We start from the raw sequence: 24,825 nt of genomic DNA, 5'->3' as shown, positions 1-24,825 counted from the left end.
GCTATTTATCTTTAAAAGATTTATATTTTTAACAATTCAAAATACACTATCAAACTAAATGTCCGAAGAACAAAAAAAACTACTTGAAAAACAATTGTGGGCTATTGCCAATTTACTAAGAGGTAAAATGGATGCTGATGATTACAGGAACTACATCTTAGGCTTTATATTCTTTAAATATCTTTCAGAGAAGTTACACTTATACGCTAATAAAATATTAGCACCAGATGGTTTAACTTATGAGCAGTTAGATGAAAATTCAGAAAATGGTAAAATATATGTTGAAGCAGTTAAAAAAGCCTGCGTTAAAGAGTTAGGTTACTTCTTAAAACCAAGTGAATTATTTACCTCTATTGCTCAAAAAGGAAATAACCTTTCAGAAATAGTAACCAACGATAATGACGAAGCAAAGCAATTCTTTATTATTGAAGACTTAGAGCGTATTCTTACCAATATTGAACAAAGTACAATGGGTACAGAATCAGAAGATGATTTTGTAAAACTATTTGAAGATTTAGATTTAACTTCTGGTAAGTTAGGAAGAACTGTAAAAGCACAAAATGAAACCATTGCAAAAATCATAACCCATTTAGATGAAATTGATTTTAGATTAGAGGATAATGACAGCGATTTATTAGGTGATGCTTATGAGTTTCTAATTGGGCAGTTTGCTGCAAGTGCAGGAAAAAAAGCAGGGGAATTTTATACGCCTCAAGAAGTATCTATCATATTAGCAAAAATAGTAACTACGCGTAAAAAACGTTTAAAATCGGTGTATGATCCAACGTGTGGGAGTGGCTCGTTGCTCTTGCGTGTAGCTAAAGAAGTAGACGATGTTGGTATGTTTTACGGTCAAGAATTAAACCGTACAACGTATAACTTAGCACGTATGAATATGATACTACACGATGTAAATTATCGTGAGTTCGATATTAAACAAGAAGATACCTTAGAAGAACCACAACATATGGCTATCGACTTAAAAGCCGAAGCTATTGTAGCGAATCCGCCATTTTCTGCAAAGTGGTCTGCAAAAGGAATATTTAGTACAGATGATAGATTTAGTCAGTATGGTAAATTAGCACCCAAGACAAAAGCAGATTTTGCATTTGTACAGCATATGATTCATCATTTAGATGAAAACGGTATAATGGCAACCGTATTACCTCACGGTGTATTGTTTAGAGGTTCTTCAGAAGCGCATATTAGACGTTATTTAATTGAAGACAGAAACTATATAGATGCAATTATTGGTTTGCCTGCAAATATCTTTTTTGGTACAGGGATACCAACGTGTATTTTGGTTATAAAAAAATGTAGAGAAGTTAATGAAGATGTATTGTTTATTGATGCTTCTAACCATTTTGAAAAACAAGGTAAAGATAATAAGCTATTACCAGAGCATATCAATCAAATTGTAGAAACCTATACTAATAGAACCATAATAGATAAATACAGCCACAGAGCAACATTACAAGAAATAGCAGATAATGATTATAATCTAAATATACCACGTTATGTAGACACTTTTGAAGAAGAAGAACCTATTGATATTAACGCTGTTGCAGAACAAATACAAGCATTAGATGTAGATATTGAAGAAACAAATAAACGCATTGCTTCATATTGTGAGGAGTTAAATATTAAAACACCTTTTTAATTATGGAAAAACAATTAACACCACAATTGAGGTTTCCAGAGTTTAGTGATGATTGGAAGAAATGTAAAATAGGTGATACTTTTAAACTTTTTAATGGTTATGCATTCTCAAGCTCTGATTCATTAAATTCTGATGGAGCATTATGGGTTAAAATTGCAGACGTAGGTATTGATAAAATGAAAACAGATAATTTATCATACTTACCATATGAATATGTTGAAAAATATAAAAAGTTTGTTTTAAATGAGGGCGATTATGTAGTCGCATTAACAAGACCAATTTTAAGTGGTAATTTAAAAATAGCAAGAATTGATGAATATTTTAATAACTCTTTATTGAATCAAAGAGTTGCTAAATTAATAACAGATAATAATTCATCATTTATATATAATTTACTAAAAGGAGATAGGTTAATAAAGTCTATTGAAAATAATATTGCAGGTAGTGATCCACCTAACTTGTCACCTAATGATATAAATCATATAAAAATAACAATACCAAAACTTCAAGAACAACAAAAAATAGCAGCATTTCTTACAGATGTAGATGATAAAATTACCAAACTAACTAAAAAGAAAACCCTTTTAGAGCAATACAAAAAAGGTATAATGCAAAAAATCTTTAATCAAGAACTAAGGTTTAAAGATGAAAATGGTAATGCCTTTCCTGAATGGGAAGAGAAATCCTTAAAACAATTATTGATAAGTTTTAAATTAGGAGGAAACTATTCTAATTCGGATAAAATTACAGATAGACCATTAATAAAGATGGGGAATCTTGGAAGAGGTAATATTCTTACTAATAAGGTTCAGTATATCGATGATAGTGAAGTGGTAGATGAAGATGATCAAATAAAAAAAGGTGATTTATTTTTTAATACAAGAAATACTTTAGATTTAGTAGGTAAAGTTGCTATTTGGAGGGATGAACTTCCATTAGCATATTATAATTCTAATTTAATGAGGTTTGAGTTTAATAATAATTATTTTATGAATTATAGACTTAATTCATACGATGGTATTAAAGGATTGAAAAGATATGCAACAGGAACGACAAGTGTTGCTGCTATTTATACTAAAGATTTATTGAAATTGAAATTATCAATCCCTTGCTTAGAAGAACAAACCAAAATAGCCAATTTCTTATCAGATATAGATATAAAAATTGAAGCTTTAAATACCCAAATAGAAAACAGTAAAGCCTTTAAAAAAGGTCTTTTACAAAAGATGTTCGTTTAATATATGACAACACAACCAGAACAAGTATTAGAAAATAATTTAATAAGTCAATTAATAGCATTAGGCCATAAATCAGTTGTTATAAAAACAGAAGAGGATTTATTAAGCAATCTAAAATCACAATTAGAGAAGCATAATAAAATAACCTTTACTGCATCCGAGTTTGAGCGCATACTAATACACCTTTCTAAGGGGAATATATTCGATAAAGCTAAATCTTTAAGAGATAAATATGTATTACATAAAGATAACGGTGAGAAAGCGTATATAGAGTTTATTAATCAAGACTTCTGGTGTCAAAATCAATTCCAAGTAACCAATCAAATTACAATTAACGGTAAAAGAGAAAACCGTTATGATGTTACTATTCTTATAAATGGGTTACCATTAATTCAAATAGAATTAAAACGTAGAGGAATTGAACTTAAAGAAGCATTTAATCAAATACAGCGTTATCAAAAAGAATCTTTTGCATCTAATAATGCCCTATTTAATTATGTGCAAATATTTGTAATTAGTAATGGTGTAGATACCAAATACTACGCAAATAGTCAAAAACAAAGTTTTAAGTTTACATCTTTTTGGAGTGATGAAAAGAATAAAAAAATCACACAATTAGATAAGTTTACAAGTATCTTTTTAGAGCCTTGTCATATTGCTAAAATGATTACAAAGTATACTGTTTTACACGAAAGTGATAAAAAACTAATGATACTTAGACCTTATCAGTATTATGCAGTAGAATCTATTATTGAAAGAGTTAAAAATTCTGATAAAAACGGTTATGTATGGCATACTACAGGTTCAGGTAAAACGCTAACTTCATTTAAGGCAAGTCAGATATTAACAAACAACCCTAAAATAAAAAAAGTGGTGTTTGTTGTAGATAGACAAGATTTAGACGACCAAACTGTTAGAGAATTTCAAGCATTCGACAAAGAAAGTATTGATGGTACTGAAAATACAAAAATGCTTATCAATCAATTTTTAGATAATAACAGACCTTTATTAGTTACAACCATTCAAAAACTAAATAGTGCTATTTCAAAAGCAAAGTTTAGAAAACAGATTGAAGCTTTAAAAGATGAAAAAGTAGTTTTTATATTCGATGAATGTCATCGTTCTCAATTTGGAGATACACACAAACGTATTGTAAACTTCTTTACCAATCACCAATTATTTGGTTTTACAGGAACACCCATATTTGTAAAAAATGCGATTAGTAAAAAGAGCATCAAACAAACAACTGCAAACCTATTTCACGAGTGTTTACATCAATACGTAATTACAGATGCTATTAGAGACGAAAATGTATTAAAATTCTCAATAGAGTATTACAATGTATTTAAATCTAAAGAAGGTGTAGATGATACCAAAGTAGAAGATATAAATAAACAAGAAGTCTATGAAAGTGAAGATTATCTAAATGCTATTACAAATTATATAATAGCAAATCATAACAGAAAAACACATCACAGAGCATTTACAGCAATGTTTTGTGTAAGTAGTGTAGATATTCTAATTAAATATTATGAGTTATTAAAAGCTAAAAAAGAAGCAGGAGAACACCGTTTAAATATTGCAACTATCTTTTCTTATAATGTAAATGAACCAGATAAGGATGCAAACGGTCAAATAGAAGAAGAAGATGTAAATGATGATGCACCTGTAAATAAACATACAAGAGATAAGTTAGATGAATTTATAGCAGATTATAATAAGCAGTTTAGTACCAAACAATCAGCTAAAGATGGTAACGCATTTCTAAACTATAAAAAGGACATTTCTAAACGTGTTAAGAACAAGCAGATTGATATATTATTAGTCGTTAATATGTTTCTAACAGGTTTTGATAGTAAGTCTTTAAACACGCTATATGTAGATAAAAACTTAAACTATCACGGTTTAATACAAGCATATTCTCGAACTAATAGAATCTTAAACGAAAAGAAATCACAAGGTAATATTTTAGCATTCCGTAATCTAAAACAAAACACAGACGATGCTATCGCTTTGTTTTCTGATAAAAACGCTCAAGAAACTATAATTATAGCACCATACGATGAGCAAATAACGAAATTTAATGAAGCTTATAAAGTGTTAATGGGTATTGCGCCAACTGTAGATAGTGTAAACGATTTAGTTACTGAAGAAGACGAATTAGAATTTGCTAAAGCATTTAGAGAAATAATGCGATTAAAAAATATATTATCATCATTTGTAGAATTTTCTTTTGATGATACGTATATGAAAGACCAAGAGTTTGCAGATTACACAAGTAAATATTTAGACCTTTACGATAAGATAAAAACAAATAACCAAAAGGAAACAGTATCTATCTTAGATGAAATTGATTTTGAATTAGAGTTAATACATCGTGATGAAATTAATGTAGCTTACATAATGAAGCTATTAGCACAATTAAAAGATGCGAAACCAAAAGACCAGGTAAAACAGAAAAAACAAATAATAGATTTAATTGCTGGTGAATCTGAATTAAGAAGTAAACGTGTTTTAATAGAAAAGTTCATTCAAAATAATCTTCCTAAAATAAATGATAGTGAAGCTATTGAAGATGAATTTAAAAACTATTGGCAAGAAGAAACTAAAAAAGCCTTACAAGATTTAAGTACAGCAGAAGCATTAAAACCAGATAAAGTAGAAGACATCATAAACGATTTTCTTTTCACAGGAAGAATGGCAACAGAAGATGAAGTTATTGAAGCATTAGAAAAACAACCAAGTGTCCTACAAAGAGAATCAATAAGCACCAGAATAACAGAAAAAATAAAAGACTTCGTAAAAACTTTTATTAATGGTGTGGATAATTAAACAATAACAATTTCAAATGAGTATTATAAAAGTTAAACGTACAATAAACTATTTTCAAATATCACCTTCACTTTTTGATGATAAGGATTATAATGACTTTATAGGTCTTTTTACAGAAATAGATAGGCTGTCGTCTACTAAAGATAAAGATAGATTTGTAGTTAATGGTGATAAACGATTATATATTACTGGTTTGTCTTTTAATGAGAATCAAAAAAGAATTTCGGGGAAAATTCTAAATATTAGAATGGATAGTTTTCCAGAATTAATGAAAACATCAGATGATAAAATTAGAGATATTGAAGCAGATGATGATGAGGGTATTATAGAAACGTCTCATTTTATATTATCTTATTTAAAAGAAGAATTAGTGCTATCTTTCGAGTATAATCAATATGGACCTCGTATTACAGATTTTGTAAATTATTTAGAAAACTTATCAATTCGCTTAAATGTATCTTCACAGATAAATTTTACGCCATTCGTAAGAGATGAGCTTGATACCTATAGAGGGCGAATGAATAGGGTGTCATCAGTTATTGCTAAAGTTCATAAAAACGATATTAAAAGAATAAACGAGTTTGATTCAGAGCTATTCGATGCATTCGAAACGGCTGAAAGGTTATCTGATGCAGAATACGTAACTTTACAATTAAATTACGATTATAGACAGTTATCCGAAACTTCTAAAATTAAAAATAAAGTAATGCATATAATAGATACTTTAGTAAAGGATAAAAAGATGCTTAATGTGTTTGCTAAATTTAAAGTTAAAGCAGAAGATGAAAATCTAAACAATAAATTAAAAGAATTTGATTTATTAAATATATGGGTAAAAACTCGCTTAAGTGTTGAGAGAAAAGAAAAATCAAGAGTTATTATAACATCAGATATTTTATTAAAAATGAATATGGCACTTACAAAAGAATTTGCTAATTAAAATGAAAACAATACTAAATACATATATAAAAAGACCTTTGCTTTGGGATATAATTATCACCTTAGCTATATGTTTTTTATACAGTTTATTAGTTAAGAAGTTTTGTCTAAGCTTTAATTTTGATATAAATATAATAACATCAATACTTTCTGATTTGATTAGTACTAGTATATCATTAGCGGGTTTTGTATTAGCTTCATTAACAATAATAGTAACGTTTAAGGATAATATTAGTCAAAAAACAGAAGTAATAAATAGTGATGTCACGAATGACGATACCAATCAAAAGGAAGTGAAATCAAGTGGTATAGCTTTGCTTTTTTCAAGTAAGCATTATGGTAGAATAGTAGGTGTTTTTACTTGGGCAGTATTTATCTATTTAGGTTTATTTTTGATGCTATCATTTTTGAAATTATTTATTAGTAAAATTTCTTTAGAATATTATGCATTCATTTGTATAATTCCAATAGTTTTAATTACGTTGACTATTTTTAGAAGTGTTCTTGTCTTATATAAGATTATTAAGCTTCAATTAAAGAAATAATTTATAGTTCCCCACAACCCAAAACCCAGTTTTTTCGTACCTCAAAATCCTCTGTCTTTTGTGTTGTTCCGCGCGCCACCACATAGTTGGTTTTATGTCACAATAGTTGTAGCCAACGCTATAATAGCACATTGCTTGTTTTATTTAAACGTATCTATTTTAATAAATTAGTACAATAAAAAAGCAAAGAGCTATTGCCAACGCTCAAAACAACTATTCCGCCACAAAACCAACCCAAAGCTAAGTTACATAATAGAAGTTATAGGAACAAAAATCCTTTCAATGGTTGCCTACGGCGTTTTATTATATTTTTGTCGCTATAACTGGTATTATGTAAAATATCCGCTTATCCAACGCTCACATCCGAACATATAACCACATTTTGAACAAACATTAAACAGTCGAACAATTAAAGGATTAAGATAATTGAAAATAATATTCGTTATCTCATTCAACTGCACAAAACCATCATTAAGTCCAAGTATTCCTTAACTCAAGTCTTTGTTTGTTTCATTTCGTTAACAAATATTAAAGTCCACTTTTCCCCACCACCCAAGAAATAGGATATAAAAAAATAGGTTTAAGAAAGTTAGTACTACGCCATAGCATATTGCTTTTTCTCGTACCTCAAAAAAACAAAAAGCTATCGTCTAAAAGTCCTGTATAAGTATTAATTTAAATGCTGTTTTATCAAACAACTATTTAAACCAATACCTATACAAACGCTTCATCCACCGCACAGTAAAAGATTAAAACCTATTTTTTTAAGTGTTATTTCCCCAGAAAAGTTAAATTTATAGTACGAAAAAAATGATTGAAGATTTATTTGATTTATTCTTTCCTAAAGATATAGATGAAAACGGTATTGAAATTGACAATCCTAAAGGCGACGATTCATATACAACAAAAGTTTTCACAATAGTTATGCTGATAATTATAGTAATATTCGCATTTATAGGTTTAAAATAAAAAAAGGCAGCAAATATATGTGGCTTCCTCTGCCAGCCGCACAAGGCTATAAAGGTCAAGCCCTACGGGTTTTGAATAAAACTTTTTTCACAATATTTCTTCTTTTTCATTAAAATTTTTAACTCAAAAAACTTTTATCCAAAAACCTTGACAGCCTTACCCACGCCACAACAACTATGGCTATCTTTTTATTCTTTTCAAAAAAAATAATGTAGCGAAGCGTAGCGAGCAATTTTAAATTGGATAGCTATGTCAACTTTTGAACTGAAAACACACCGTACAGGAAAAACTTACTCAAACCCTCATTTTTTCATCCTAAACAAAGGACTAAACAGCGGAAAACCGCTCTCAAATCCTTGTCCTAATTGTTTTGTATTGCAAACTTCAACCGAAAAAGAAAAAAACACGCTTTTTCATTTATCTATGATGCTACAAATAGGCGGTTTTTACGCTTACTATTTAAAAGGAAGTGTTATTCCGTTTATCTCAATAGATGATTGCAGAAAAACGCTTAAAAGTAGTTTAAAATCAAATTGTAATGTAGACGATATGATGCAAAAACATATTAAAGCGGTTGAGGTTATCAGTAAAAAAGAAAAAGAGTTACAAAATGTCATTGAAAAAATGGCAGTTTTAAAGGTCGCATATATACGTAATTGTTTCAAACTAATGCAAAGTAAAGAAGCCTAATGCAAAGGCATCGTAAAGCTTTTAATCGGTATAATTATAGCTATATTAGACAAGTAAACAAAGTTTAAAAGCAATATCAAGTCCGTACCAAATCCGAACAAATATTAATTTTAAATTGTAATAGAGATGGGAAAAATTCCACAGGGTATTTTAGGAAGCTTATCGGGTAAGGTAGGTAGTATTATTGGAGGTAGTTGGAAAGGTATCGACTACATCAGAATTAAGCCAGCAAGTGTGGCGAATCCTCGAACAGAGGGACAAGTGAATCAGCGTAATAAATTTACTATTACTTTGGAGTATTTGCAAGCGACTAAAGATTTTATTAAAATCGGTTATAAGTCATTTGCAACCAAGAAAACAGAATTTAATGCAGCAATGTCTTATGTATTAAATAATGCGGTAGGAGGTATTGCACCCAACTTTACGATTGATTATTCTTTAGCTTTATTGAGTAGAGGTTCTTTATCTGGTGTATTAAATGGCACAACCGATTTAGCAACCGCAGGACAAGTAAGTTTTGATTGGGATGATAACTCGGCAGAAGGCAACGCAAATGCAACTGATAAAGCGATGGTATTAGTTTACAATCCAAGTAAAAAAGAATCAATTTCCATTTTGGATGGTGCTGATAGAACTGTAGGCTCGCAAGTGGTTACAATACCAAATACCTATGCAGGAGATACAGTAGAGCTATTTATGGCGTTTGTTTCGGCTGATGGTACACAAGTATCAAATAGTGTGTATTTAGGCTCTGGTACGGCAGCTTAATAACTTTAAGTTTAAATACATATTAAAAACCGTTTCTATTAATTTAGAAGCGGTTTTTTTATGCTTATAGATCACTTAATTATGAAGTTTAAAATGTTATACCTATGTTGTACCTATTTTAATAATATTTATTTAAAGTCAATAAATACAATACTTTAAAGATGTTATTAATATAACACGGTGTTGCCAGTAGTATTTTATTTGCAGACATTTTTTCTTCCAACTTTCACAATTTCTTTAATTCCGAATTTGTCAAATTTCTCAAGTAAATCAGTCGCACTATTTTGTTTCTTAAACTCAAGTTCTTCTTTGTAAAGAGGAATTAATGTATAAATATCAATAGTTTTATCGTTTTCAAGTTCAATTTCAGTAAAATCAGCTGATAATTCCATTGAGCTGGCTAACATTACTGAATTAAATCCAATTCCTTCTGCAAGTTCATCATCATCTTCGTGTCCAAAAGTATGTCCAAAACCTAACCAAGTTTTATTTGGATGTGGTAACATCATTAATTCCTTCATTATTCTAATTGGCCAATAATTACGTTCGTCGCTAAAAGACTCATAGTTTAAATTCCATTCTTTTGGTAGCAAAATCATAACTTCTGCAAATTCAGACGATTCTATGTCTTCAGGAACTTTCATTGGTAAAGCACTCATTCCACAGCTCAATAAAATGTGATACGGTCTATCTTCTGTAGCTTTTATAAAAAAAATGTCTCTGTGAATTAATTCAGATTCTATTTCGTCAAATACTACAATGTCGGCATCTTCATCAAAGAATTGGTCTAAATGACTGTCAACAATTTCAACACTATTAGGTACTTTATCGCTCATATTTTTTTCGGCATTTTGGGAATACATAATTGTTGAAACAAAAATCAGAAAGATAGTTTTATAGTTCATTATTTTCATTTGATTTCGGTTTCCTCATATTACTGGCAACGGTTCGTGTATAATACGTTGCGTGGTTAAGCAACTAATTTAGCAAACTTTTGCGAACCAGAGAAAATTCCAGCGGAATTTTCGTGAGTAATCAATACCAAGCAATGGATTATATACCTTGTTAGCAGCAGTTTTTTTTAGAATAAAGGGTTAGATTGGTCGCAGAGATTAAAAGTCCAGCGTAGTGAGGCAAATAGGCTTTAATGAACTCGCAACGCACGAATTACTCGGACGAGGAACCTGTCCTGCGTGAGAATTGGGAATTTTTGGTTTCCAGTTATGGTTTATCTGACTTAAAAATCTAAAAAAAATCGCGAAAAAAGGAAGCTGGTAAATTTTGAGTGCCTATTGCTGCTAACGGTCTTGTGTATGGTTAGTTGCGTGGTTAAGCAACTAAGTTAACAAACAAATCACAGATAGAAAATTCCAGCGGAATTTTCGTAAGTCGGCAGTGACCTAGCAATTAATTATACACGGTGTTGGCAGTTCGTTTTTTATTCAACAGGATATTTTGATATTCCAGATTCGCTATGTTCAAAAAGTCCAGATTCATAAAAATAGTTAGCCATTGCTAATCCGTCTCCATTAGATTCTTTAGTTGCTCTCAGTTCAAACCATTTTTCCATAAATTGATTTTGCTCTACCAATTCAGTATTTGTTTCAGAAATCATTTGGTTTAAATCTGTCAAATCGTTTTCGTCAAAAACTTTTACATAAAAATTACTACCATAAGTATTTATGCACAAATCTCCCATTGGTTCCCATATCGCATTATTGCAATCATCGGTTATCATTGTGAAATGTGTATATGAAATAATGGTATTTTCATTTAAGTCCGAAATTATTTGTGTTATTTCTTCGCAATTTTTTGAAGTGTTAAGTTTTAAAGGTATTTCCTTAAATTTATATTGGGTAATATTATGAATAGTGTAATTGTAGTTTTGGTCAAATATGTTTGTTGTTGAAATAAAATTTTCGATTTCATTATCACTATAAGTAGTATCAACAGCTATTAAAATATATTCATTTGACATTTCTCCCAAAAAGTCTTGAGTTCCGTTATAATATTTGAAGTTTATAAAATCACAACTGCTTTGTACTGGTTCAGTTTCATCATCATTAGAGCAACCAATTAATATAATTCCAATTAATAAAGTTAAAATATAATTTTTCATAATACTGTTTTTTAGTAGATGGTCTTTTGTCCGTTTGGTTGCGTTAAATGACTGCCAACGTGTTTGTGTATGGTTAGTTGCGTGGTCAAGCAACTAAGTTAACAAACATTTACGAACCCGAGAAAATTCCGCAGGAATTTTCGCAAGTAGGTAAGTAAAAAGCAATTAATTATACACGGTGTTGGTTGCAGTTTTTTTAAGCAACAAAAATTTTCATTATTGCTTCAAAATCGTTTTTAGAATTGATTTGATTAATTAGATTTTTATAATCATCCAATGCATTGTAATAGCTATTCTTACGTTTTAGAAAATCAATTGCCTTATTTTTAAATTCAGCCAAATCTATTGGTTTTTCAGGTTCACACAAAACAGGTTCGTATTCGACAATGTTCCCAACTAATTTTATACTATCAAGCACCCTAGTTCTACCTTTTGCTTTTACAGATTTCAGTTTATACAGATATCCATCTGAATCGATTATATCAGCAAGCCATTCACCAACAAATTTTTTATCTCCCATCAAAACTTTATAATTCATAAAGTCCATTGTGTCATATTTATGATGAAATTGTGCTATGGGAAATTTGATTTGTTTCATTTAGTTTATCGTGGCAATTGTAACCAACAATTATATATAGTTATTAACTATATCCGCCTTTTATATTTATAATCAATCAACAGAATTTAAACGTTTTCTATGCATCCGCAATCAATTCTGCTATATCCATTACTTTAATATCGGCTTCTTTCTCTTTAAACTTTACACCATCTGTCATCATGGTATTGCAATACGGACAACCTGTAGCTATAATTTCTGGTTGGGTTTCTAAAGCATCTTCTGTTCTTAGCACATTAATGTCCTTATCTCCTTTTTCTGGCTCTTTAAACATTTGTGCACCTCCTGCTCCACAACATAACGCTGTTCCTTTATGTCGTTTCATCTCTACCAGTGTAGCATTTGTTTTTTTAAGCACGTCTCTAGGTGCATCATATATACTATTTGCTCTTCCTAAATAACATGGATCATGAAAGGTAATGCGTTTGCCTTTGAAGGTATTTCCATCTACTGTTAAACGACCAGAGCTAATTAATTCTTCTATATATTGTGTATGATGAATAACATCATAATTACCGCCAAGTCCAGGATACTCGTTTTTTAAACAATTAAATGAATGCGGATCACAGGTTACAATACGTTTTACGTCGTAAGCGTTTAAAACTTCAATATTCATAACCGCTTGCATCTGAAACAAAAATTCATTTCCTGCGCGCTTAGCAACGTCACCTGTATTACTTTCCTCTGTACCTAAAACAGCAAAATTGACATTTGCTTTATTAAGAATCTTTACAAAAGCTTTAGTGATTTTCTTTGCTCTATCATCATAACTTCCGGCTGAACCAACCCAAAATAAAATTTCTGGTTGCTTACCTTCTGCCATCATTTCTGCCATCGTTGGCACATTTAGTTGCTCGCTCATTCTATTCGTTTTTTTGTTAAATATTTAAAAGCATAAAAGTTTTTACATCTACTTCCCTACTCTATAATATTTCAACTTTGTAACATTATAACTTTAAACGCTCTGTTAGTTTTCGTCCTTCCAATTTAATCGGTCCATTTGGTTATAAGGCCAAGGTGCTCCGTTATTTTCTATATTGGTCATCATGTTATTTAATTCCATTGGTGCTGCACTCTGTTCCATTACTAAATATCGACGCATTTCCATAATGATAGATAAAGGATTGATACTCACAGGACATTCTTCTACACAAGCATTACACGTGGTACATGCCCAAAGTTCTTCGTTGGTTATATAATCGCCTAAAAGCTGTTTGCCATCATCAACAAACTTACCTTTATTAAGGTCTATATTTTTACCAACTTCTTCTAAACGATCTCTGGTATCCATCATAATTTTACGAGGCGATAATTTCTTGCCTGTAAGATTTGCAGGACATGATGACGTACAACGACCACACTCAGTACATGTATAGGCATTTAGCAATTGTACTTGTGTTAAATCCATTACATCACTTGCTCCAAATTTAGCTGGCACTTCATCTTCTGCAGTTTCTGGAGGTGCGGCATAAGGATCTGCATCTGGATCCATCATTAATTTTACTTCTGCCGTTACGGCTTCAAGATTATTGAATTTTCCTTTTGGCGCTACACTTCCGTAATACACATTCGGAAACGCTAAAAGAATATGCAAATGCTTAGAGAAATATAAGTAATTTAAGAAAATTAAAATACCTACAATATGTAACCACCATGCTACGCTTTCAATGGTATGTAATGTTTCTAGTTCAAAGCCACTAAACCAAGGTGCAATAAATTGCGAAATCACATTGCCTGAGTTTAGATTTTGAAATGTGGTATCTGTCGCATTCATCACTAGAAACAAACACATTAATACAACTTCAAAATACAAGATAAAATTACCATCGTTTTTTGGCCATCCTTTCATTTCTGAACTTAAGAAACGTTTAATTTTTATCACATTTCTTCTAATCCAAAAAACAGTAACAGAAACCAAAACCAAAACGGCTAGTATCTCAAAAGCGCCAATTAGAAATCCATAAACTGATTCTGGTAATACAGATAACCCAATACGATGTGTTCCAAAAAGTCCATCAATTATAATTTCTAGGACTTCCATATTAATTATCACAAAGCCAACATAAACAATAGCATGAAGAATTCCTGAAACTGGTCGTTTTACCAATTTACTTTGGCCTAAGGCAATATTTACAACGTTTTTCCAGCGTTCAGATTTATGATCACTGGCATCAACTTTATGACCCAATTTTATATTTCGGATGAGCTTTTTTACATTATTAGCAAAGTAGCCAATACCTGCTATTAATATTATAGCAAAAATGATATTTGGTAAGTATTCCATAGTTGGAAAGATCTAATTGTTGTTTAATTCTGCTTCTGTAGGTTCCTCGTAAGGGATTTCTTTTTTAGATAAAATACGTCTGTAACGTGCTGGATGTAACTTTATATCTAAAAGTAAAAGCTCTAACTCTTTGGTGGCACTTTCTAAATTATCGTAAAGCTTTTCATCTTTTAATAATTTACCCATTGAACCTTCACCTGCTTCTAAACCAGATGCTAATTGCTTAAATTTTAGAACCGTGTCGTCTAGGTTTTTAATAGATTGCGCAAGGTTAGCCTCGTTAAGTCCTTTTGTTAAATTGGTTAACTCTTGGCTAGACGTTTCAAAATTACTAAGCATCGCCGCAATTTTTTCGTCATTTTGTTGTATCAATCTATTTGCAGAAAAGGCCAAACTTTTAAAAGTCTTTAAGGTAGAATTTAATTCGGCAATGGTCTGTTTTAATCCATGATCAGATTCGTCATTTACCAATGCATTTAAGTTGGTTAATAACGTATCTGAAGAGCGAAGTGTTGCGCCTAAGTCATCACTAATTCCCGAAAAATTCTTTTCTAAAGAAGAAATCATACCAGGTTTTATCTCCGATTTTATAAAATCACCATCTTTAGCAATCTCACCATCATTGGCATCTATAATAGCCAAGCCATTTCCACCCATTAAACCATCTTGATACAATCTTACAATACTGTTTTTTGAAAATTTTAAATCTGGTGTAACCTTAAATTCAACTTTTGTTTTTCCGGATTCAAAATCGTACTGAATGTTTTTAATTTTTCCAATTTTATTACCTTTTACCGTTACTGGCGAAGCCATAGACAACGAATTATAATCGAATTCTGTGTAGTAGGTATTTGTGCTTGTAAATAATTCTTCACCCTTTAAATACGTGAATAAATAAATACAAAAAGCGATACCAGCAATGACCAGTACGGCTGTTTTAACTTCTCTTGAAATTTTCAATGGGCTATTCTTTGGTTTAAAACAAAATTATGAATAAATATATAAATAATATTCTTAATCCTTTGCGGATTTCAACGCTTCCGTCATGCTAATTCTTTTACCGCCTTTAAAAGCGACAATAAAAGCTTCTGAATAGGCTTTTCTTGCTTCTGTTAGCAAATTTTGAATTTTAGTGTAGTCTGAAGTTTTACCGCTATAATATTTATATAGATTGCCTGCCTTTTCTCTACTTATATCACTAAGACCCTTAAAATTATAGGATTTAGGCTCTAATGCTCTAGAACTCGCAGAAATTTGAACTTTGAAGGTTACATCCTTAACGATGTTGGGTGTCTCATCCTTTTTTTGAACGACGCCTTCCCCTTCTCCAATTGATAACGAGGTGCCTACATTTAAATCTAATTCTTTTTTATACTCTATAATGGCATCTTTTATCGCTGTGGCTATTTTTGTTTGGCCATTTTTTGAATTTAAAAAAGCACCTTCGGTCTTATTGGTTATAAACCCTGTTTCTATCAAAACACTTGGCATATAAGTATTATGCAATACCCATAAACTTAATTGCTTAATTCCCCTACTCTTTCTTTTTAATTTTCCTGAAAAATTATCTTCTACCTTACGAGCCAATACAATACTTTGCTCTACATAAAACTCTTGCTCAATTCCTAATGCTATTACAGACTCTGGTGAACTAGGATCAAAACCTTCATAATGCTCTTCGTGATTATCTTCTAAAAAAATCACTTCATTTTCTGCTTTTGCCACAGACATATTTCGTTCGTCATTTTTGGCACCCAAAACATAAGTTTCTGTGCCATAGGCTTGTGAATTATGTGCATTACAGTGTACCGAAACAAATAAATCTGCATCTGCTTTGTTTGCTATTGCCGAACGTTCATGCAACTCTAAAAACACATCTGTTTTACGGGTGTAAATGACTTTAACATCTGGATCTTTTTCGAGTTGTTTACCCAATTCTAAAACCACCTTTAACGCTATATCCTTTTCTTTATAACCATTTTTAGTAGGTCGACCAGGATCTTTTCCGCCATGACCAGCGTCTAACACAACCACAAATCTATCGTCTTGTCCATATAAATCACTTTGAGATGTTAAAGAACTTATAAATAAAAGTAGTAAGAATACTATTAAGTGTTTTTGCTTCGTTTGCATATTTTTATTAACGATTTATAATCTCGGTTTATTACATAGTTATAATTGCTACAGCCTATTTTTCAACTTTATGATTTTAATAAATCAATCACAAAAAAATAACTGTACTTTTGGCGTTTCAAAAACCGAGCCATACTTTTACAAAAATACATTTAAAAGGATTGCGTACAAATAGAATAAACATACTTTTTTTATTGAGTTTTACAGTGTTTATAAACACGTTGAGCTTTGCACAAGAATTACCTAAATCTAGCGTATCAATTCCTGCCAAAAAGCCTATAGACACCACTAAAATAACGGCAGGCGAAATTGTTAAACTCCCAGTAAACACAACAGAGACTGATTCTACAAAAAAAGACTCTTTAAAAAAGAAAGAGTTTTTAACTGGTATTGTAAAATATAGAGCAGCAGACTATGTTTCTATGAACCAAAAGAAGCAAAAAATCTATATGTACAATGAAGCCGAAGTGCTGTATGAAGATATGGAAATAAAAGCTGGTATCATTGAAATTGATTATAGCAAAAACCTTGTATATGCTGGCCGAATAAAAGACTCTACAGGTTACTCGCAACGTCCTGTGTTTACCCAAGGGGAAAATGTTATTGAACCAGATTCTATTGTGTTTAATACGGAAACTAAAAAAGCTATCGTTTTTAACTCTAAAACCGAACAGCAAGGATTTAAGGTATACTCGCCAATAACCAAAAAGGAAAATGACTCGGTCTATTTTATGAAAAACAGTAAATTCACTACTGCCGAAGATGAAGAAGATCCTGAATACCAGTTTGTGACATCTAAAATGAAATTGGTCCCTAACAAAAAGGTAATCGTAGGACCTACATATATGGAAATCTATGGTGTACCTACACCTATTGCATTACCTTTTGCATTCTTTCCTATGACACAAAAACAAACCTCAGGAATTATATTTCCGTCCTTTGGTGAAGACACTGGTAATGACAGAGGGTATTTTATTCAAAATGGTGGTTATTATTTTGCTATTAATGATTATTTAGATTTAGCAGTTTTAGGAGATTATTACACAAATGGTAGTTATGGATTACGCATAGAGAACAATTATGCAAAACGTTATAAATATAGAGGAAACGTTAGTTTTAGATATGAAAACTTACTGAATAGTGAACGTGGTTTTTCAGACTTTACTCAGAGTACTATTTACAACCTTAGATGGTCACATAGCCAAGACTCTAAGGCGAACCCAAATGCTCGTTTTTCTGCTTCTGTAAATTTAGGAAGTAGCTCCTATTATCAAGAATCTGTAAACCAATTAAATCAATCTAACTTTTTAAATAACACTTTAGCCTCTTCTGTGTCGTATTCTAAAACGTTTGCTGGAGAACCTCAGGTTAATTTAAGCTTAACAGCTTCACATAGTCAAAACACCAATACGGGCGACATTAATTTAACCTTACCAACATTACAAACATCTATAGGTAGAGTTTATCCATTTGCTCCAAAAACGGGTTCAAAAAAAGGGGTTATTCAAAATATAAACTTTCAAGTGACATCACGTGGCGAATATTCAATCGTTACTAACGACAGTATTTTTGGTAAAAGTGAAATGTTTGATGACGCCAAAGTAGGTATGAAACACAGCTTACCTATTACAACTAATTTTAAAGTGTTTGATTATTTTAGTGTGAGTGCAAATGCTAACCTAGATGAAAATTGGACGCTAAAAACCGTTAAAAAATACTACGACCAAACGAATGAAGAAGAAGTTTCTATCGACCAAAATGGATTCGACCGTTTCTTAACCTATAATGTTGGTGCCAGTATTGGTACAACCATTTACGGAATGTTTAATTTTGAAAAAGAAGGAAAAGACCCAAGAATTCAAGCCATTAGGCATGTCATAAGACCATCTTTGTCCTACTCTATTACTCCAGCCTTTGATCAGTATTACGAAACCTATGATGTTGTTGATGCAGATGGTACGACCTCTGAAGTAGAATATACACGTTTTGAAAATTCCCTCTACGGCAGTCCTAGTAATCGCTACTCTAGCAGTGTTGGCTTATCTATTGGTAATAATCTAGAAGCAAAAATCAGAGCTAAAGATTCTACTAAAACAGAGCCAGAAAAAGTATTTATACTAAATAATTTAAACTTTTCTACAGCATATGATTTGGCTGCAGATTCGTTAAATATAAGTCCTGTAAGAGTTAGTGGTGGTACTCAAATACTCAATAATAAAATGAGTATTAATTTTGGAATGACGTTAAATCCATATGCTCTCGATAGCAATAATAATGTGGTTAATACATTTAATATTGACAATGGCGGAAGTTTATTTAGACTAACATCTGCAAATTTAACGATGAGCTACACCTTATCTAATGATAGTTTTTCTGGAGATGAATCTGCGGAAGACAGTGCAGCATCTAGAGAGTCTGCGCGTTCAGGTGGACGAACTGATGATTTATTTGGAAGATCTGAAGACTACGCAGACAAACGCCTCTCTGACCAAGACAAAAACAAAGATAAAAAAGAGGAAAAGAACGATTTTTATAACTACAAAATGCCTTGGAGTTTAAGATTAGCCTATTCGGCTAACTATAACAATACGCAACGCCAAAATGAAATTTCATCGCATTCATTAATGTTTTCTGGTGATGTAGACTTATCACCACGTTGGAGTGTTGGTGCTTCTTCTGGATATGATTTTTTAAATCAAGGGTTTACGTATACCCAATTACGTTTTGAACGTGATTTATTGAGTTGGCGTATGAATTTTTCTTGGATCCCTTTCAGTGATCGAAGCTCATGGAATTTCTTTATTGGTATTAAATCAAGTATGCTTTCTGACTTAAAATACGACCAAAGAAAACGTGCTGATAGAAGCGTTGGAAATTAATTACTTTCTCATTATTTAAAAGCCCATATTTAGTTTTAGCTAATTTAAAACAAGTATAACTTTACTTTAAATTTTCTTAAAAAATACATTAAATTTGAAGTATTGTATAACTTAAACGCCTTCTCATTTTTGAGAAATATTATGAAAAAAATAATAAATACACCTAAAGCACCTGCTCCAATAGGACCTTACAATCAAGCCGTATTAGTTGGTAACACATTATACACATCTGGACAAATAGCTCTACACCCAGAGACAATGGCCTTAGTCACAGACGATATTAAAACGGAGACCAAACAGGTTATGGAAAATATGAAAGCCGTTTTAGAAGCTGCAGACATGAGCTTTGAAAACGTTATTAAATCATCCATATTTATTAGCGATATGAATAACTTCAAGCAAATCAACGAAGTTTACGGAACCTATTTTGATGAAGCTACTGCGCCAGCAAGAGAAACGGTTGAAGTTGCTAATTTACCAAAATTCGTGAATGTTGAAATTAGCATGATTGCTATTAAATAGTCGCAAAAATCATCATTCTTATTGCCTTTGGAAACAATTTGAATGAAGAAATGTAATTTTTACCAACCCCTTTTAAGCTTCAAAAATGCGCATAGAACATGATATTAAATTAGGTTTTAAAGATGTAATGATTAGACCTAAACGCTCTACATTAAAAAGTAGATCTCAGGTGTCTTTAGAACGCGATTTCACTTTTTTAAACAGTACAGCAAGCTGGAAAGGCGTTCCTATCATGGCAGCCAATATGGACACAGTAGGCACGTTTGAAATGGCTCTAGAATTATCTAAACAAAAACTATTTACAGCCATTCATAAACATTACGCTGTAGAGCAATGGCATTCCTTTTTAGCCAATGCGCCAAAAAACATAGAAGATTATATCGCTATTAGCACAGGTACAGGACCAGAGGATTCTAGTAAATTAAAAGCTGTTTTTAATAGCAATCCTCAATTAAAATTTATTTGCATTGATGTTGCTAATGGCTACTCAGAACATTTTGTAGAATTTGTTCAGCATACAAGAGCGCAATATCCTGATAAAGTAATAATCGCTGGTAACGTTGTAACTGGTGAAATGGTAGAACAACTTCTCCTATCTGGAGCAGATATTGTAAAGGTTGGTATTGGACCAGGAAGTGTGTGTACAACACGTGTAAAAACTGGTGTTGGTTATCCGCAATTGTCAGCAATTATAGAATGTGCTGATGCTGCTCATGGTCTAGGAGGTCAAATTATAAGCGATGGTGGTTGTGCCACACCTGGCGATGTTGCAAAAGCTTTCGGTGCAGGTGCAGATTTTGTAATGCTTGGTGGTATGTTTTCTGGGCATACAGAAAGTGGCGGCGAATTAATTACAAAAAATGGCGAACAATACAAACAATTCTATGCTATGAGCTCTTCTACTGCTATGGATAAATACGTAGGAGGTGTTGCAGAATACAGAGCAAGCGAAGGCAAAACGGTTGAAGTGCCTTTCAAAGGCGACGTTAAACATACCTTACAAGATATTTTGGGAGGCATTAGAAGCACATGTACCTATGTTGGTGCCGAACGCTTAAAAGAATTAACAAAACGTACAACATTTATTCGCGTAGCAGAACAAGAGAATCAGGTTTATAATTCGTAATAAACACTAACATTACTTCTTTTATTTTTACTGTTTATACACCATTTCAAACCATTCGCAAACGACTAACATATTCTCTGTTGGCACAGTGTTATTTTCATTAAATACACTGGAAAAAAATTCCCAATGCGCTTTTTTCCAAGCATCCAAAGGCTCAATATCAGTTCCCATATCTAAAGCTGCATATGCTTCTGAAATTTTATTAAAAGGTATTGTATCTACTTTAGTAGTTTGAATTATTGCTTTTGCTTTTCCCGAAAAATCAGTAATAATATGCTTTGTTCCAATGGCTGGCAATCCTACATTGGCCGCTTTATACATGTAATACAAACCAGAACTGGCTTTCTTTTTCCCCTTTAAAACTAATTCTGCTAAACGGTTGGCATCGGCTTCATTATTATGAAAAAACCATGACTCTGGCATTCTATCCGATTTAAATTCTGGATGTTCTTTCAAATAATCTTGCCAAATATCAATGACACTTTGATCAATGTTGTCTTGTAAGTTTGACGCAGCCAAGGTATCTTGTTCAATATCTAATGCATTTGAAATGTTCGATGTCGTTGCGTCTTTACAACTAAATGGCAATACAATTAGTAAGATCAGTATTTTTTTCATCACTTTGGCTTTAATTCACTTTGGTTCAAAATGAAAGTTACAATTTAAACCGCAATATTAGAGTTTCTAAAAGTTTTAATATTTTTACAATTCTAATGACCAAACAAGACTTAAAAGATTTTTTAGACGAGAAAGTTGTACTTTATAACAACCCAAAGTTTATCGACAGCGACCCAATTCAAATTCCTCATTTATTTTCTAAAAAAGAAGATATAGAAATTTCTGCATTCTTAACAGCTACTATTGCTTGGGGAAATCGAAAAAGCATTATAAAAAATTCGCATCGTATGATGCAACTACTAGACCACTCCCCTTTTGAGTTTATTATGCAACACCAACAAAACGACTTAAAGCGTTTTGATGGATTTGTTCACAGAACATTTAACAGTGAAGATTTAAAACAATTTGTAAAAAGCCTTCAGCATATTTACCGAGAACATCAAGGTCTTGAAGCCGTCTTTGCAAAACACGCTGAAAATAATTCGCTACAAAATAGTATCCATTATTTTAAAAATGTGTTTTTTGAAATGCCGCATTTAGAACGTTCTAAAAAACACGTGAGTGATCCGCAAAAAAACTCAGCGGCTAAACGTATCAATATGTTTTTACGTTGGATGGTTAGAAAAGACAACAATGGTGTAGATTTCGGAATTTGGAATTCACTCTCACCATCGCAATTAAGTTGTCCTTTAGACGTACATTCTGGAAATGTAGCTAGAAAATTAGGACTATTAAATCGCAAACAAAATGATGGTAAAGCCTTAGCAGAATTAGACAAATCATTAAGGCAATTTGACCCGAAAGATCCCGTTAAGTATGATTTTGCTCTTTTTGGATTAGGTGTTTTTGAAGGTTTTTAAATCTAAGAACAGCGTATAAAAAAAGGTTTCCAATGTGGAAACCTTTTTTTTATGAATTAAAGTATTTTAAATTAGCCCTTTAACCAAGCTGACTTTAATGCTTTTTGACTTTCAGTTGCGTTTTCATCATCCATCAATTTCTCCTCAGATGCGTACGCTTTGGTTAACGTTGCTTTTATTAGAATTGGCGTTCCATCACGTTCTAAATCCATAGTGATTTCCTGTCCTTCTTGCCACCCAAACATACCACCAATAACACCTTGCGCATTGGCTAAAGTTAAATCTGTTCCGTTAACTTTTTTAATAACATCACCTGCTTTTACACCTTGTTCATTCCAAAACGAATTTTTCTCTACCATTGGCGAAAAGAAAATAATACCTTTTTCTTGGTCACCATCAAAAATAACATTTTGGCCTCCTGCAAAAATATAGTTCGTTTCTACTTGAGATGCTCCCATTTTTAAACCTGCCATTGCAAAAAATTCTTCGTAATTAATTGGCACATCTCCTTCTACATGCGTTTTTAAGAATTCACCAACACTTGGGTAGGTCATTGCTGTAATTTCTGCAATTAAATTATCATCTTCAAACGGTTTTTCTTTTCCGTATTTTGCAGATAATTCTTTCATTAAAGTTAACATACTTCTATGACCATCACTTTCTTTACGCATTAAGATATCAATACACATACCTATTAATGCACCTTTCATATATACGTTATAATATTGAGAAGCATAAGGTTCATCTAATACGTTTTCACTCATAATAGTAAAACTCATAGCATCATCTAAACGCGATCTCGAAATTGAAATTTTAGACTGCATTGAGTTAAAGAATGTTGCTTCATCAACTAATCCTTCATAAACTTGAAAATGTTGCGCAAAATATTCAGTAACACCTTCATACATCCATAAATGCTTAGAAAATGTTGGTTTATTATAGTCAAAATAGTGTACATCTTCAGAATGCACAGATAATGGTGTTACAATATGAAAAAACTCATGTGCTACAACATCAATCATAGACGCTTTAAGTGCTTCTAAAGGGCTGTTTTCACTAAAAACAACGACTGTAGATGTATGGTGTTCTAACGCACCAAAACCTTTTGGAGACGTTTCATCTCCTTTAGATAAATACACATATATATCATAACGTGGTGTACTATTTACATCACCTAAATAGCTCTTTTGAGCTTCCATCATTTTATATACAGTTTCTTTTAAACTTGCCGCAGTATGCTTACCTGTTGGAGAATACAAGCTTAAAACAATTTTTATATCGCCAACCATAAATTCTTCAACATCTAATTTCCCATACATCATTGGGTTATCTGTAATGTCAAAATAACGTTGAGCAAAATAACTGCTTGTAATAACAGTACCATTTTCGCTAGATTTAACACCCTTATCTTCTAATGCAGATGTTCTAACAAAATTTGCTGGTGCTGTAACATCTAATGCGTATTGATTGTTTTTTAAAGAATCAAAATAACCAATAAAACCGTGTAGGTTTAACACGTAATTTTCATTTTCAATATTGGTACCTGCTGGAGAAAAAGGTTGCTCACCTCCTATGCCACCTGTTGTTTCAATATCAAAAGTATCATTGATATAATATTGAAGCTTATCTAATTTAGTTGCTTCAGCTATAGTCCAAGTATTAGTATCTACCTTTGTAACAATTAATTCATTTCCTTCGTAATCCAAGGCTTTAAAATCATCAACATATTTACCAAAATCACTTACCGAATACGTTCCTTGTACCACTCTAGGTAATCTGTAAGTTACTGTTTCTGCGGTAAAACGACCTGGATTAATGGTTACAGGTACTCTATCATTATCTACAGCTGTTAAATCTAACGCTGTAACAATAGGATTGCTAATGGCCAAATCATCTACTGTTTGTTTTGCAGATCCACAACCTACTAAAACGACACCTAAGCCAAGCATGGCTAAATAATTCTTCATGTTTAAATTTTTAATTTTTTTATAAGACGCACAAATCTACAATGTGTTACTATTAAAAAC

Annotated in this window: 21 protein-coding genes; 12 read left to right on the top strand and 9 right to left on the bottom strand. The window is 31.7% G+C overall.

Translation table 11 applies throughout. The annotated features are described in order from the left end of the window. The first annotated feature begins 58 nt into the window (after positions 1-58). From HNV08_RS15850 to HNV08_RS15815, 8 genes are all read left to right on the top strand, one after another. The gene (locus tag HNV08_RS15850; protein WP_173282338.1) at positions 59-1,660 is read left to right on the top strand and encodes a type I restriction-modification system subunit M; all 1,602 of its coding nucleotides are present in this window, start codon (positions 59-61) and stop codon (positions 1,658-1,660) included. A gap of 2 nt (positions 1,661-1,662) precedes the next feature. Then, on the top strand, positions 1,663-2,898 hold the full coding sequence (locus tag HNV08_RS15845) for a restriction endonuclease subunit S (protein ID WP_173282337.1): 1,236 nt from the start codon (positions 1,663-1,665) through the stop codon (positions 2,896-2,898). 3 nt (positions 2,899-2,901) lie between these two features. Further along, the gene (locus HNV08_RS15840; RefSeq protein ID WP_173282336.1) at positions 2,902-5,730 is read left to right on the top strand and encodes a type I restriction endonuclease subunit R; all 2,829 of its coding nucleotides are present in this window, start codon (positions 2,902-2,904) and stop codon (positions 5,728-5,730) included. 16 nt (positions 5,731-5,746) lie between these two features. Continuing rightward, positions 5,747-6,670, top strand: coding sequence for a hypothetical protein (locus tag HNV08_RS15835; protein WP_173282335.1), 924 nt, complete (start codon positions 5,747-5,749; stop codon positions 6,668-6,670). A 1-nt stretch (position 6,671) separates the two neighbouring features. Next, positions 6,672-7,214 (top strand): hypothetical protein, encoded by a 543-nt coding sequence (locus HNV08_RS15830; RefSeq protein WP_173282334.1) that lies wholly within the window; start codon positions 6,672-6,674, stop codon positions 7,212-7,214. A gap of 810 nt (positions 7,215-8,024) precedes the next feature. After that, positions 8,025-8,183, top strand: coding sequence for a hypothetical protein (locus tag HNV08_RS15825; RefSeq protein ID WP_173282333.1), 159 nt, complete (start codon positions 8,025-8,027; stop codon positions 8,181-8,183). 249 nt (positions 8,184-8,432) lie between these two features. Beyond that, complete coding sequence (locus tag HNV08_RS15820; protein ID WP_173282332.1) at positions 8,433-8,873, top strand: DUF6943 family protein; 441 nt, start codon at positions 8,433-8,435, stop codon at positions 8,871-8,873. 126 nt (positions 8,874-8,999) lie between these two features. Then, positions 9,000-9,641, top strand: a complete 642-nt coding sequence (locus HNV08_RS15815; RefSeq protein WP_173282331.1) for a DUF6266 family protein — start codon at positions 9,000-9,002, stop codon at positions 9,639-9,641. Between the two features lie 197 nt (positions 9,642-9,838). On the opposite strand, the gene HNV08_RS15810 is transcribed toward HNV08_RS15815, so the two are convergent. From HNV08_RS15810 to HNV08_RS15780, 7 genes are all read right to left on the bottom strand, one after another. Then, complete coding sequence (locus tag HNV08_RS15810) at positions 9,839-10,477, bottom strand: suppressor of fused domain protein (protein ID WP_173282330.1); 639 nt, start codon at positions 10,475-10,477, stop codon at positions 9,839-9,841. 602 nt (positions 10,478-11,079) lie between these two features. After that, the gene (locus HNV08_RS15805) at positions 11,080-11,760 is read right to left on the bottom strand and encodes a hypothetical protein (RefSeq protein WP_173282329.1); all 681 of its coding nucleotides are present in this window, start codon (positions 11,758-11,760) and stop codon (positions 11,080-11,082) included. A 196-nt stretch (positions 11,761-11,956) separates the two neighbouring features. Continuing rightward, positions 11,957-12,358, bottom strand: a complete 402-nt coding sequence (locus tag HNV08_RS15800; protein ID WP_173282328.1) for a hypothetical protein — start codon at positions 12,356-12,358, stop codon at positions 11,957-11,959. A gap of 97 nt (positions 12,359-12,455) precedes the next feature. Next, positions 12,456-13,238: a (Fe-S)-binding protein gene (locus HNV08_RS15795; RefSeq protein WP_173282327.1), complete on the bottom strand. Its 783-nt coding sequence runs from the start codon at positions 13,236-13,238 to the stop codon at positions 12,456-12,458. A gap of 105 nt (positions 13,239-13,343) precedes the next feature. Beyond that, positions 13,344-14,660 carry a (Fe-S)-binding protein gene (locus tag HNV08_RS15790; RefSeq protein ID WP_173282326.1) on the bottom strand — a complete coding sequence of 439 codons (1,317 nt, stop codon included), beginning with the start codon at positions 14,658-14,660 and terminating at the stop codon, positions 13,344-13,346. Between the two features lie 12 nt (positions 14,661-14,672). Beyond that, positions 14,673-15,620, bottom strand: a complete 948-nt coding sequence (locus HNV08_RS15785) for an MlaD family protein (protein WP_173282325.1) — start codon at positions 15,618-15,620, stop codon at positions 14,673-14,675. A 54-nt stretch (positions 15,621-15,674) separates the two neighbouring features. Further along, positions 15,675-16,793 (bottom strand): N-acetylmuramoyl-L-alanine amidase family protein, encoded by a 1,119-nt coding sequence (locus HNV08_RS15780; protein ID WP_173282324.1) that lies wholly within the window; start codon positions 16,791-16,793, stop codon positions 15,675-15,677. Between the two features lie 110 nt (positions 16,794-16,903). Between HNV08_RS15780 and HNV08_RS15775 the strand changes: the two genes are divergently transcribed. The 3 genes from HNV08_RS15775 to HNV08_RS15765 all read left to right on the top strand — a co-directional run bounded on the left by HNV08_RS15775 (position 16,904) and on the right by HNV08_RS15765 (position 21,320). Then, positions 16,904-19,672 (top strand): putative LPS assembly protein LptD, encoded by a 2,769-nt coding sequence (locus HNV08_RS15775; RefSeq protein ID WP_173282323.1) that lies wholly within the window; start codon positions 16,904-16,906, stop codon positions 19,670-19,672. 141 nt (positions 19,673-19,813) lie between these two features. After that, positions 19,814-20,194 (top strand): RidA family protein, encoded by a 381-nt coding sequence (locus HNV08_RS15770; protein ID WP_173282322.1) that lies wholly within the window; start codon positions 19,814-19,816, stop codon positions 20,192-20,194. Between the two features lie 85 nt (positions 20,195-20,279). Then, on the top strand, positions 20,280-21,320 hold the full coding sequence (locus HNV08_RS15765; RefSeq protein ID WP_173282321.1) for a GMP reductase: 1,041 nt from the start codon (positions 20,280-20,282) through the stop codon (positions 21,318-21,320). A 27-nt stretch (positions 21,321-21,347) separates the two neighbouring features. Here the strand turns inward: HNV08_RS15765 and HNV08_RS15760 are convergent, their stop codons facing one another. Further along, positions 21,348-21,938, bottom strand: a complete 591-nt coding sequence (locus tag HNV08_RS15760; protein ID WP_173282320.1) for an ASCH domain-containing protein — start codon at positions 21,936-21,938, stop codon at positions 21,348-21,350. 95 nt (positions 21,939-22,033) lie between these two features. On the opposite strand from HNV08_RS15760, the gene HNV08_RS15755 reads away from it, so the two are divergent. Beyond that, a complete protein-coding gene (locus HNV08_RS15755) occupies positions 22,034-22,798 on the top strand; it encodes a TIGR02757 family protein (RefSeq protein ID WP_173282319.1) in 765 nt (254 codons plus the stop codon). Positions 22,799-22,869: 71 nt separating this feature from the next. Here HNV08_RS15755 and HNV08_RS15750 read toward each other — a convergent pair whose 3' ends face one another. Continuing rightward, entirely contained in the window at positions 22,870-24,765 is a 1,896-nt protein-coding gene (locus tag HNV08_RS15750) for a M61 family metallopeptidase (protein ID WP_173282318.1), read from the bottom strand. Positions 24,766-24,825 lie beyond the last annotated feature (60 nt).

Source organism: Winogradskyella eckloniae (genome assembly GCF_013249045.1).
In the GTDB taxonomy this organism is placed as follows: domain Bacteria; phylum Bacteroidota; class Bacteroidia; order Flavobacteriales; family Flavobacteriaceae; genus Winogradskyella; species Winogradskyella eckloniae.
The sequence above is the reverse complement of the archived record's forward strand: the minus strand, read 5'-3'. Positions and strand labels throughout refer to the sequence as shown.